The sequence below is a fragment of the Rodentibacter haemolyticus genome (genome assembly GCF_015356115.1).
Taxonomy (GTDB): Bacteria; Pseudomonadota; Gammaproteobacteria; order Enterobacterales; family Pasteurellaceae; genus Rodentibacter; species Rodentibacter haemolyticus.
Genome location: NZ_CP063056.1, coordinates 325607 through 338135, shown reverse-complemented (window position 1 = coordinate 338135; position 12529 = coordinate 325607). Strand labels below are relative to the sequence as shown.

The 12529-nt window shown below is 38.7% G+C and carries 15 protein-coding genes; all 15 read left to right on the top strand.

Translation table 11 applies throughout. The features are described 5' to 3' along the window. Window positions 1-64 precede the first annotated feature (64 nt). The 15 genes from IHV77_RS01715 to IHV77_RS01645 all read left to right on the top strand — a co-directional run bounded on the left by IHV77_RS01715 (window position 65) and on the right by IHV77_RS01645 (window position 12412). On the top strand, window positions 65-2077 hold the full coding sequence (locus IHV77_RS01715) for a DNA topoisomerase III (RefSeq protein ID WP_194812446.1): 2013 nt from the start codon (window positions 65-67) through the stop codon (window positions 2075-2077). Window positions 2078-2818: 741 nt separating this feature from the next. Further along, window positions 2819-3253: an STY4534 family ICE replication protein gene (locus IHV77_RS01710; protein ID WP_194812445.1), complete on the top strand. Its 435-nt coding sequence runs from the start codon at window positions 2819-2821 to the stop codon at window positions 3251-3253. Between the two features lie 146 nt (window positions 3254-3399). Next, window positions 3400-3693, top strand: coding sequence for a CCDC90 family protein (locus IHV77_RS01705; protein WP_194812444.1), 294 nt, complete (start codon window positions 3400-3402; stop codon window positions 3691-3693). Window positions 3694-3719: 26 nt separating this feature from the next. Next, window positions 3720-4166, top strand: a complete 447-nt coding sequence (locus IHV77_RS01700; protein WP_194812443.1) for a virulence factor — start codon at window positions 3720-3722, stop codon at window positions 4164-4166. A gap of 87 nt (window positions 4167-4253) precedes the next feature. Further along, entirely contained in the window at window positions 4254-4688 is a 435-nt protein-coding gene (locus IHV77_RS01695) for a hypothetical protein (RefSeq protein WP_194812442.1), read from the top strand. A gap of 22 nt (window positions 4689-4710) precedes the next feature. Next, on the top strand, window positions 4711-4947 hold the full coding sequence (locus IHV77_RS01690; protein WP_194812441.1) for a hypothetical protein: 237 nt from the start codon (window positions 4711-4713) through the stop codon (window positions 4945-4947). A 108-nt stretch (window positions 4948-5055) separates the two neighbouring features. Further along, a complete protein-coding gene (locus tag IHV77_RS01685) occupies window positions 5056-5247 on the top strand; it encodes a hypothetical protein (RefSeq protein ID WP_194812440.1) in 192 nt (63 codons plus the stop codon). Window positions 5248-5392: 145 nt separating this feature from the next. Further along, window positions 5393-6079: a PFGI-1 class ICE element type IV pilus protein PilL2 gene (pilL2, locus tag IHV77_RS01680; protein WP_194812439.1), complete on the top strand. Its 687-nt coding sequence runs from the start codon at window positions 5393-5395 to the stop codon at window positions 6077-6079. 89 nt (window positions 6080-6168) lie between these two features. After that, the gene (locus tag IHV77_RS01675; protein WP_194812438.1) at window positions 6169-6936 is read left to right on the top strand and encodes a TIGR03759 family integrating conjugative element protein; all 768 of its coding nucleotides are present in this window, start codon (window positions 6169-6171) and stop codon (window positions 6934-6936) included. Further along, window positions 6915-7688 (top strand): transglycosylase SLT domain-containing protein, encoded by a 774-nt coding sequence (locus IHV77_RS01670; RefSeq protein ID WP_194812437.1) that lies wholly within the window; start codon window positions 6915-6917, stop codon window positions 7686-7688. Before IHV77_RS01675 ends, IHV77_RS01670 begins: the two co-directional genes overlap by 22 nt. 11 nt (window positions 7689-7699) lie before the next feature. Then, window positions 7700-8707 (top strand): hypothetical protein, encoded by a 1008-nt coding sequence (locus IHV77_RS01665; protein ID WP_194812436.1) that lies wholly within the window; start codon window positions 7700-7702, stop codon window positions 8705-8707. After that, on the top strand, window positions 8704-9210 hold the full coding sequence (locus tag IHV77_RS01660) for an integrating conjugative element protein (protein ID WP_194812435.1): 507 nt from the start codon (window positions 8704-8706) through the stop codon (window positions 9208-9210). Before IHV77_RS01665 ends, IHV77_RS01660 begins: the two co-directional genes overlap by 4 nt. A gap of 14 nt (window positions 9211-9224) precedes the next feature. Next, on the top strand, window positions 9225-11354 hold the full coding sequence (gene traD, locus IHV77_RS01655; RefSeq protein ID WP_194812434.1) for a type IV conjugative transfer system coupling protein TraD: 2130 nt from the start codon (window positions 9225-9227) through the stop codon (window positions 11352-11354). Between the two features lie 6 nt (window positions 11355-11360). Beyond that, a complete protein-coding gene (locus IHV77_RS01650; protein ID WP_194812433.1) occupies window positions 11361-11723 on the top strand; it encodes a hypothetical protein in 363 nt (120 codons plus the stop codon). After that, window positions 11723-12412 carry a TIGR03747 family integrating conjugative element membrane protein gene (locus IHV77_RS01645; RefSeq protein WP_194812432.1) on the top strand — a complete coding sequence of 230 codons (690 nt, stop codon included), beginning with the start codon at window positions 11723-11725 and terminating at the stop codon, window positions 12410-12412. The genes IHV77_RS01650 and IHV77_RS01645 overlap by 1 nt, the downstream gene beginning before the upstream one ends. The last annotated feature ends 117 nt before the right edge of the window (window positions 12413-12529 follow it).

Genomic DNA, 12529 nt, shown 5'->3' with positions numbered 1-12529 from the left:
TTTGATACTAATGATCAAAAAATAAACTGTCAAGAAAGTGAATTTAGTTTTTAGTGAGGGCACAATGAAACTCTTTCTCTGTGAAAAACCTTCTCAAGGAAATGATATTGCTAAAGTGTTAGGTGCGACAAAGCGTGGAGAAGGTTGTTTATCTACACCGAATGGACAGATTTTTGTGACGTGGGGTGTGGGGCATTTAGTTGAACAGTTTAATCCGGAAGAATACGATCCCGCATTCAAAAAATGGGCATTTGAAACTTTGCCAATCATTCCGTCTCAGTGGGGGCTTTCGCCTAAAAAAGAGACGAAGAAACAATATAACATTGTGATAAAACTTATTAAACAAGCACGATTAGTTGTGATTGCTACCGATATTGACCGAGAAGGCGAAACTATTGCGCGTGAATTACTTGATTTAGCTAAGTTTCGAGGACAAATAAAACGCCTTTGGTTATCAGCACTAGATGATGCCAGTATTCGTAAAGCATTAGGGGCATTAAAAAATAACGAAGAAACCTTACCGCTTTATTATGCAGGACTTGCCCGTAGTCGTGCGGACTGGCTGATTGGAATGAATTTCTCTCGTCTCTTTACTTTGCTTGCACAGCAAAAAGGGTACCAAGGTAAACCCTTAAGTGTAGGACGGGTGCAAAGCCCTACACTCGGTTTAGTGGTTAATCGTGATCGTGAAATTAAGCATTTCATACCGAAACAGCATTTTACATTACAAGCCAACGTTTCTGATGGGACACAAGCGTTTACCGCACAATATATGGTTCCGGAACAATATTGTGATGCTGACGGACTTTGCTTATCCGCTCAAGTGATACAGTCTGTTAATCAGCATATTCGTCAAATCGGACAGGCAAAAGTGGAGTCAGTTGAAACAAAACGGGAAAAGCAAAGTGCACCACTTTTGTTTGCATTAAGTGACCTACAATCGGAAGCCAATCGCCTTTATGGGTTAGGGGCACAAAAAGTGTTGGATATTGCTCAATCGCTTTATGAAACCTATAAAGCAACGACCTATCCGCGTACTGATTGTGGTTATTTGCCGGAATCTCAGCTCGCTGAAGCACCTAAAGTCGTTCAATGTCTAATGCAATCCGATTCTCGATTGCAGCCCATTGCCCCAAGATTAAATTTAAGTCAAAAATCACGCGCTTGGAATGATAAAAAAATCACGGCACACCACGGTATTATCCCAACGATGACCAAAGTGGATATAAGTAAAATGTCCGAGGAAGAATTTAAACTTTATGATCTTATTCGCCGTCGTTACTTAGCACAATTTTTACCTGTTTGTGAAACGGATAAAACCCAAGTTATTTTAAAGTGCGGTCAACATATCTTAAGTGCACGAGGTAATGTATTGATTACGCCGGGTTGGAAAATATTATTTGGCAAAACGCTTGATGAAGAAGATGAGAGTAAGCAATCTTTACCTACGTTAAAGCAGGGACAAATTTGTCAGATAGTAGAGACGGAAATGAAAACATTGCAAACTTCACCGCCAAACCACTTTACGGAAGGGACTTTATTGACCGCAATGAAGAATGCGGCACGATTTGTGACGGATGAGCGATTAAAGCAACGATTGCGGGAAACCGAAGGATTGGGAACAGAAGCAACACGAGCAGGCACTATCCAGGGGCTAATAGATAAAGGTTTTTTAAAGAAAAAAGGAAAATCCCTTTTAGCGACGGAAGAAGCGATCAGTTTAATTGATAATCTCCCTCAGATGCTAAAAGATCCGGGGTTAACCGCACTTTGGGAGCAAGCTTTAAATCAGATTGCCGAACGTAGCCTTTCACTTGAAATTTTTATGCAGCGACAAGAACAATTTGTTCGTCAATTAATGAAAGAATGCCTTGCGAGAGGAATTTCTTTGGGGAATATTGAGATAAAAAAATGCCCGAAATGTGGCTCTACAATGCTGAAAAGGGAAGGAAAAAATGGAACGTTTTGGGGATGTTCTCAGTATCCTAAATGTGATGGAGTAGAAAATATTACGAATCAACGTAGGGCAAGAAAAAGTGTAAAGACGAGGGAGAAAAGTAATCGTATCCTAGTTTGATGTTATTTCTTATATTTGTTAGAATCCTTGCATCAACCCGTGTGGTATTGTCGGTCATCAATACTGAAATGCACCTCAGCATTCTGAAAAGGTCTCTGTCTTAGACGGGAATGCATATTAAACCATTGCGATATGATATGGCAGTTTTACCTGTGTTGTTGTAAGGACAAAAGTGTATGTGAGGTATGCTTTTGTCCTTGCAGCAATGCGTATTTATCCAAACCGGAGCTCACCGGTGAAACATTGAGTGCCCTTTGCATTGTAATAATGCGCGTTGTGTCGGTAAAAGGCTGCTTTGTTACCGGATAATAGAAGAATGTTGTTGTGTTATGTTTTGACGAGGATAATGCAACTATACGCTTGTGTTATACAGCCGACTTTATCAAATCTTTTCATCCATATAGCCCCTAGTGTGTTTGACTAGGGGCTATTTTATTATCTAAACACAATATTTAATTAAACGTGTTTATTTTGTGATAAACGTTCTACATTAAAGCCCTATTCTAGTTTTAAGCCGCTATCGTCGATAGCACTTAAACGTTGCCATCCCTTGAAAGAGCAACACCTCATCGTTGATGAGTGGGGTATAAATGTCTCTCAGCGTTCTGAAAAGAGCTCCAATGATAAATCATATTGGGAACGTTTCATTTTACTCATCATTACTTCTTAACCCTTGGCGGGAAACATTTTTCCCGTGTTGGGTAGGAATGTTTCTCCGCTTTTTTATACTGGAGAAACATTATGTCTACTCAAACTGATTCTAAAACTTATTTTAACTTACACACTTCAGGCGTTGGCTATTTAAGCGATATTCGTACGGTCAATCCTAAAAAAGGTAAACCTTTTTTAGCTTGTCGTATCGCTGCTTTAGTTGGTGATTCCGATGACTTGGAGTATCGTTATTTTGACACCAATGTTGTTGGTAAAGAAGCTGAAAGTTTGATTAAACGTTGTGAGCAAGCCTGGGATGAAAACAGAAAAGTTCTGATTTCATTTAACATCGCAGATATATGGACGGATACCTTTACTTATAAAAAGGATACGCAATACCATAAAAAAGGTGATGTAGGCGTAACCCTAAAAGGACGTTTAATTCGAATCGATATGATTAAAATCGATGGTGAAGTTAAATATAAACGAGAAGCTAAATCAGCTGATAAAGGTGAAAACCAATAATCAGTATTCAACGATAAAGACCAACGGTTTGTTGGTCTTTTTTTCACCAAAATAATGGATGCTTTTCCATTACCCGCAGGGGAAAATTTTCCCTTCGTGGGTAATTTCTCCTTGTGATATGATTAACCAACCTTAGGAGAAATTGTATGGAGAATGCTGTGTCTACCATTCGTTTTGACAAATTGCGTTTTGTAAAAAAACTGCAAGAAGCCAACCAATCTGCTGAAATGGCAGAGGCTATCGCTGATGCGTTAGATGAGGCGCTAGAACAAAGCCAAAGCCCACTTGTAACTAAAGCGGATTTAAAAGAATTAAAAGCAGAGCTAAAAAATGATATGTCTCAGCTTGAAGTTCGCCTTACCTCTGCGATGTACAAAATGGCAGGGTTTATTCTTGCCGGAGTTGGCGTATTGATGGGTTTAATGAAATTCATTAACTAACTTAGATTTAACTTTATGGAATACTTATGGATCGTACGCTTATCGTTTTTGATATGGATACGCATTGTTTAGAACGATGCTATCATAATTCAAGTTGGCGCAATGCTTATGCCGATATTCAACGTGTTTTGAAACAATATGGGTTTACCAATATTCAAGGCACGGTTTATCTTAGTGAAATTGGTATAAAACAAGCACATGGAACTTTAGCATTACAAGATGTTGCAGCTCGATTTGAGTGGTTTGCCTCTTGTGCATCTAATATTCAGTTTTATGAATTGAAAGATGATTTTAATGCTCAATTTATTGTTGAAGGTGTTCAACGTGCTAGACAACGATTCAATCAAGCTATTGAGGATTTACGAACTGAATTATTAGACGCCGGTTTGCCTGAAGCTAAGGTCGAACAGATTATTAGTAAACGCAAATTTTCTTTGCAGTATGCACAAGAAAATAAAATATTACCGGAGTAATTCTTAATAATTTTTTAGCCCACAGGGGAAATATTCCCGGTGGGAATGTTTCTCCCTAATTTTATCGTTCTATTTTGGAGAAACAAGATGACAACGACTTATTTACCTTTACCCACTTTATCCCGTACGACTTATGAAGACGTGATAGAGAGTATTTATCTATTGAGTGTCTATTCAGCTGATTTGATGGATTTGCGAGATTATCTTCATCAACGTACTCAGTCTTCATCAGATTGGGCTGATATCTTATATCGGTTGAATACTGATATCTCAGTGGCATTAAAAAAATCCACTCAAGATATTGCTTACCTGGACACAGTTGATGCGTTCAATGTAGTTGAAAAATACGATGTGAACGATTCAGCCATACCTTGGTATTTTTGGGGTATGCCCTATATCTGCCGTAGTGTATTAAATCGAACACATCCGTTAGTTAAACTCTATGATAAATATCAGTATTTATTTGTTGATATCGTGGAATCCGGAGGTTGTACTTTGTATATACCTAGAAAGCTGTTTTAAGTTTAACTATAAGGAAATTTTTATGATGAAAAAAATATTACCCTATATTGATATGACTATGTTGATAGTGGCACTACTTAGTATTGCTTCATCATTATGTATTGTAATAACTATGTTATATACAAAAGATCATAGTCTAGTTTTTTACGCCAAAGTATCCATAGCATTCGGTCTCACAAGTGTAGCAATTTGGGTCTCTAGTCGTGTTATTGAATACTTGATTGAAGATATTAAGGGAAGAAATATTTCTTTATTTTAACTATCAAAAACAGGTTACGGATACGTAACCTGTTTTTCCTTTCACTTTAAACCCGGCGGTGAAATTTTCCCCGTGAGAATTTCCCCATTAACTATGAGGAAATTGAATATGGGATTAGATGCCTATGCTTATGCCATGTCTTATCTACCTGAAAAAGGCGTAGATTTTACGGTACCCGAACATATTGAAAAATACCCTGAGGATAGGGAATTAGAACGTGAGCGGGATTTGAATTTTGTCCGACAGGCAAGAGCTAAACTCAAGCAAGGTTTGACGATTTTCTATGATTCGTGGTGGTAACCTGATAAAACGTGAAAGCATACCTGATTATTTTGGGTATGCTTTTTTAATTGTTTAAATCTTTTTTCTGTTTTTTTCTTAAAAAGAATGCTTGTTTTTTGCATAGTAATGATGTTTCTTTTATTTTATAAAACTTGAGGTGCCTATGAAAAAAACGGTTTTAACACTCGCTATTGTTTCTACATTGATGCTTTTCGGGTGTGCGAAAAAAGCCTCTGTTGTAACGGAGGATAATGCGCTTTCTCCCGGTATTCCAATGCCGGAAAAGCCTGTGGTAACGACTACTCAGCCTACAAATATTCCGACGACGACTCATAATACAACAGTACGAGCAGAAGGACTGGAGCAAAATAAAATTCAAAAAGTTAATCCTTATCGTAAAGTTCGAGATGATATCTATACAGATACGACTTATGAAGAATATCCTGAAGTTATTCGTTACGGGCGCTATACGCTTGTGACGAGTGCACCGATTGGGGGACAAAAATATCTTTTGGAGCAGTTAGTTGATGTCAATGTACCGGTGAAGAAAAAACAATATACGGCAACTGTACGCCAAGGATTGCAAACGACCTTAAATAATACCGGATATAATTTATGTCATTTCCCCGCAGATGGAGATGTTCGTCAATTATTCGGACGACCTTTACCAAAAGTTCATTACAAATTTGGCTCAATGCGATTACGTGATGCATTACAAATGCTTGTTGGTGAGGCATTTGAACTGATTGTTGATGATACTCAACGTCAGGTTTGTTTTGAAAAACGTGCTTTCATTCCGGTATCTTCTCAACCTAGAGATCGTGTAGAAGCGGACGTAGGAATGAAGTAAATTATTTTTAATCACGATAGAATTTTTCATTACGATTTTTTCTCCATTTTGGCATAGTCGCCTCAATGATTTTGTTTATTGGTGCGACTATGAAATCTTTTAAATATCTCCTCCGTTTTTCCTTTTCCTTGATTTCACTTTCATTGAGTATCCCTGCTTTAGCAGATTCAGTCTCTCAAAATGAAAGCTTAACGAGGCAAGTTCTTTCCCAATCAAATGTATCAACTCAACAACAAACTCAAATCACGCCCTCCATTGAAAATAAGTGGAATGAATGGGGATTAACCGAGCAGGATTGGCGGAAATATGAAACGCTAATGAAAGAGGGGGCACGAGGTGTTTGGACTCCGAATATTGATCCACTCACAGCACTTGGTGTTGAGGCGAATACGGAGGAGGAACGAGTCCGTTATGCGCGGTTATTGGCTCGTAAAGAATTTGAACGCGCAGAAAAAGAAATCGCGTTTCAAATCACCTATACAAGAGTATTTAATGAATTATATCCTGACATTTTACCGTTCAAAGTGGGGGATAGTCAGATTCAATCAGGCAATATTCATCGAATCATTTACTTCACCCGTATTGATGACTGTAAAGCGTGCGTTAGTGATATGAGGAAATTACTAAATTATGCCGGCGATATGCAAGTAGATATCTACGTTGTAGATAGTAAAAAAGACGATAACAAGATCCGTGATTGGGCGTTGGCAAATCATATCAATGTTGAAAAGGTGAAAAAACGTCAAATTACGTTAAATCACGATCTCAATTTGAGTTGGGCTAAATACGCAAAAGGAAAAATGCCGGCTGCATTTGGCGTTGATAGGGAAGGGCAGTGGATAAATCTCGCTTATTAATAAAATTTGGTTATTTCCTTCTTTTTTTGCCTTTGGTTACTCAAGCCGGATTCGAAGGGTTTGGGCATGAAATTGATGGTTACATTAAAGAATCGGCAAGCCGTTATCAAGTTAGTGAAGCAATGTTACGTGGGTTGGTGAAAATTGAAAATGGTTGGAAGGGGAATATTTCTCCGACCGGTGCAACCGGGGTCGGACAATTTACGGTGAGAACCTGGAATTCTCTTGCTAATACGGTTGAAGGATATCGTATCGGGATGCGTCCTATAACGGCTAAAAATCGAAATACTCGCACAGATCCACGTCATAACCGATATATTAATACGCTTGCAACCGCACTTTATGCTCGCTGGCATCTAGAACAGTTTGCCGAAAGAGGGATTAAGCCAACGGATGAGAATCTCTATTTAGCTCATAATATCGGCTTAGACGGCTTACATCGAGCTATCTTAGGGTGTTCTACACCTGAAGATATTCGCAACATGCAACGCAATGGGATGAAGCGTGGAATGTCGGTAAAGCAATTCATCGCTTATCAAAAGGGGCGATATAACAGCCATAAATCGATTGCCAATTTTATGCCGGTTACCCAAAAGGAAACTGAAATGGTATGGGTTAAGCCACGATATGAGCAAAAATCAAAAATAGGATCAATGTCATCATCACATCAAAGTGCGGTCAATAATCCATCTATTATTTGGATTGAACCATCAGATGCTCAAATGACTTGGGTTAATCCAACAAAGATGTAGTAGGAATTAAGATGTTTAAAATACCGTTATTTTCTCATTTGAGGGGACATATTTTTCCATTTATACGTCAAGTTGTCCTCATGACAATAAATGCTGTTGTCTCGTCATTCGCCCTCTATGGTTTCTTTTGGTTATATCGTTTTTCACCGGAGAGTTTTGAAACAACCTTATCTGAGCTTACGGCAATAAAACCTAATACGGCTGAGTATCGCCAGTATTTTACTGATTTGTATCGCTTTTGTTTTTCCTTTGCCGTGTTTCTTGTTCTCGCTGAAAAAATAGTGCGATTCTTTTGTTCCATTTTCCGTCAAAAAGAATATGAACAAGGTAGAGCCTATGGAGGAGGCATAGTCATCCATAGAAAAATGACACCCAAAGATATTCAATATGTTGGCGCACACGAAGCTGGTCATCTTTTGGTTTATGCCGCATTAGGTCAATTGCCGCCATCTATGAAGGTGGAAGTGAAAGAACAAACGGATGAAACAACAAGTTTAGGATATGTGTCAGCTTTTGTTTCTAAACGTGTAACACAAAGTCGATTATTTATTGAATGGGAAATGCTCACTTTACTTGCCGGTCGTGAGGGCGAAAGTATTTTATTGCAAGATAATTCGTTAGGCTCTATTTCTGATAATTGTGAATGGTTTAATTTTGCGGGTGTTTATTTAAAAAACTATTTTGAGGATATTTTTTATATTGAGCCATTATCTCAGTTTGAGTTCAATGCAAATGAAGAAAAATTAAATGCCTTAAAAGCAAAACAAACGCAGCTATTACAAACCTTTTTTAGTTTGAATTTACCTATCTATAAACAACTTACTTCAATGCTTATCGAAAAAAAGATTTTATATGGTGACGAGATTATTCAATTTTTTCAGCAAGTAAATATCACCTTTCCGGAAGACTTTCCTTTTCCATTTGGTCGTTTTGAAAAATTTAGTGATAAATGGCGTCTCGTGGAGGAGTATGACGAAATCAAGCATATTGTAGATAAACGATTAGGGCAAAATTCATGAAGAAATTAAAGTATTTTTTAGGGTGTGGATTGCTATTTTCTGTGCATGCCTCCGCAGAATTAGAAGTCATTGCGGATTTAGGCGGAGAAAGTGCGGTCAGATTTTATGAAGGTATTCAGCCGGTACACTCACAAAATGCACCTGTTCACCCTGATGCCATTTCCGGAGAGATTTCAGAAAGCATGTTGTTGCCCGTCATCTCTCATAAATGGCAAGTCGGAGAAGTCGAAACTAAACAAGTGCATTTGCCCGGAGCTATGCCTATTTTCCTCATTGGTGCGGATGATGTATCAAAACAATGGTTAAAAACACGTTATCAAGATCTGATTAAACTCTCTGCAACCGGACTCATCATTAATGTCAATACACCGGAGGAACTCGCACAATTACGTAGTCTCGCTCCGGAATTATCTTTAATGCTGGTTTCGGCGGATTCTCTTGCAGATCGTATTGGTATTCATCATTATCCATTATTGATAACTGAATCGCAGATTAGCCAGTAAACATAAGGTGAAATATGAGTAATAAATATCTTGTTGAAGCGTTACTACGTCCGCCGGTTGAGTTTTATACAACTGCTGTTTGTACTATGTCTGCCGGACTATGTGCTTATGCACCTTGGGCGGTGGCATTACAACCGCATGTCGGTTATGGACTGGCGGCCGGATTTGGCTTAATAGGTGCTAAACGTGCACATGAAGGATGGCAGATTTTACGTTACCATCGAAATTTAAAACGTTTACCGCATTATGCATTGACCAGTAAACAAATACCGGTGTTAAAACGCGATCTTTTTTTAGGGAAAGGTTTTCGTTGGCAACAAAAACATACTCAACGATTACATGATTGTTTCCAACAGTCTGCGGAAAAATATATGCTTCCCTCAAAAACATTCACTTGTGTTCGGGAATTTGAGAAGAAACATCGTGATAGTTTTATTGCGAAATTGACTTCAAAAGATAGTCCTTTTAATCCGTTTAGACCGTTACCGCCTGTTGAGGGAATTCCTGCCATTCATGGTATCGAGCTAAATGAAATGGATGTGACCGTTCCTCTGAGCAGTCGTGTTGGTCATATGTTGGTATTAGGTACGACTCGGGTTGGGAAGACACGACTTGCTGAAACCTTTGTGACACAAGATATTAACCGGGGGAGCACGTTTGAAGAGCGCGAGGTGGTGATATTTATCGATCCGAAAGGGGATGCGGACATTCTTAAACGAATGTATGCCGAAGCCAAGCGTGCAGGACGTGAGAAAGAATTTTACGTCTTTCATTTGGGGTGGCCCGATATTTCAGCGCGTTATAACGCAGTAGGTCGTTTTAATAAAATTACCGAAGTGGCTTCTCGAATTTCCGGTCAACTAAGTGGAGCCGGTAATTCGGCGGCTTTTAAGGAATTCGCCTGGAGATTCGTCAATATTATTGCACGTGCATTAGTTGAACTCGGTAGACGTCCAAATTATGAACAAATTGGCCGTTATGTTAGAAGTATTGATTCGCTATTCTTGGACTATGCAAAATTTTATTTTGAGCGGAAAGATAAAAAAATTTGGTTAATGATATTAGAGGCGGCTGCAAAAATTGATCCTAACAAAGCGGCACTTTCAATGAGAGGGCGTAGTCCGGAAGTGATTGCCGTTGATCAATATATTCGTGATGAACAAATTTTTGACCCGGTATTAGATGGTTTGTGTAGTGCAGTACGTTATGACAAAACCTACTTTGATAAAATCGTTGCCAGCCTTTTACCGCTATTAGAAAAACTGACATCCGGTAAAGTGGCCGAATTGCTTTCTCCCGATTATTCGGATATCACGGATACCCGTCCTATCTTTGATTGGGAAGAGGTAATTCGTAAACGTGGCATTGTGTATATCGGTTTGGATGCATTATCAGATTTAACGGTAGCTTCAGCAGTGGGGAATTCCATGTTTGCCGATTTGGTTTCTATGGCGGGGCATATTTATAAGTTTGGTGTCAATGAGGGACTGCCTCAACAAGCCAATGCAAAACCAAGTAAAATTGCCATAAATGTGCATTGCGATGAATTTAATGAATTGATTGGTGATGAATTTATTCCATTGATTAACAAAGGCGGTGGTGCGGGGATTCAAGTGACGGCTTATACTCAAACGATTTCTGATATTCAAGCACGTACACAAGATAAAGCGAAAGCAGGTCAAATTATCGGTAACTTCAATACGCTTGTGATGCTACGTGTTAAAGAACAGGCCACAGCGGAAGTATTAACTAAAAACTTACATGAAGTAAACGTGTTGGAAGTGATGGCACTTTCCGGTTCGAGTGATAATACGAATCCGAACTCATATGAGGATTTTGGCTCCAGCACAAGCGATCGTGTGACGGTAAAATCAAAGCCGATGCTTTCTGCAGCCGACATTACGAATCTCCCGAAAGGACAAGCCTTCGCGTTAATTGAGGGTTCGCAATTATGGAAAATTCGGATGCCACTGCCGGTTGAAGATAAAGATGATATGATGCCATCATCTTTACAGCAACTTGCGGATTATATGCGAAGTCACTATCGAACCACCGATTCTTGGTGGGAAGGTGTGCATGATTATCAACCTAATAAAGAGGCGGTGGAAGCGTTTGAAGCGCTTTCTAAGTCAGTTCTACATTAGAAAAAAATGACAACGGAAAATACAAAAATGGAAATGCGAATTACCGAGATACCGGATTGTTACGTGAATTTAGACATTGATATGGGGGCACCTTTAGGTGCTTCTTCAGTGGGAATATTTGATAATGAAAGGCTCGTCTTTTTTGCGGAAACCATTTTTCCCGCATGGAAAAAACATCAATGGTCATTACATCAACTCGATCATTATTTAGAGCAATATGGTATTGAAATATGGAGCCATGATGAAAAAATTCCTGAAGATACTGCATTACCGGAGGAATATTTTAGTTTCTGGTTACGTTTTACACGGCAATATCCCGGTGACATATTAGTGCAATGTCAGCGACTTTCACAACAAAAGGTGAATTAATGGCGGAAAAAGAACAAGAAGCATCTTCTTCAAAGAAAAAGGAATTTCTACCTTGTAAAGTGATAGGAACGTTAATTTTCTCACTCATACTCAGTATTATCATTGAGTGGGTGGGAATTGCCTTCCAATACTGGGAACCACCGGGTTATTTACATAGTAAGCTGGTTATGCAAAATGAATTCAAATGGTTTTCAACGGATTTCCAACAAAGTTTACTCTACAGCACGCCGGTTAAATTTATGGAGTATATTATCGGGCAAGTACATCATTGGTTATTTGTGCAAACCGGTATTCAAGGATGGCTAAATAATCCGTCCGGTTCAGAATGGGGGGCTTGGATTTACCACTATCTGCAAGATTATGTTGAGTCAGGGCTTTATGTCATTATCACTTTCATTATTCGTTTGATGATTATTGTGCTCACCAGCCCACTATTTTTACTTGTTGCTTTAGTAGGGGTTGTCGATGGATTGGTTCAGCGGGATTTACGGCGTTTTGGCGTGGGGCGTGAATCCGCATTTAAATACCATCATGCGAAAAGAGCCGTATTTCCTGTTATGTTGTTAGCTTGGGTGCTTTATCTTTCCATTCCTTTTTCTATTCATCCAAACTTCATTTTAATTCCATCAGCAGTGTTATTTGGGTTGATGATTTCTTTTACCGCAGCGAATTTCAAGAAACATTTATGATAGGGAGCGTTTGTCTTTACTTAAAGGCTTTACAAGCATAAAATGGGAGTAAGTAATTTGTTTATATTGAGAAAAGATGAGAATTGATTTACATATCCAAAATTTTAGCAAGATGAA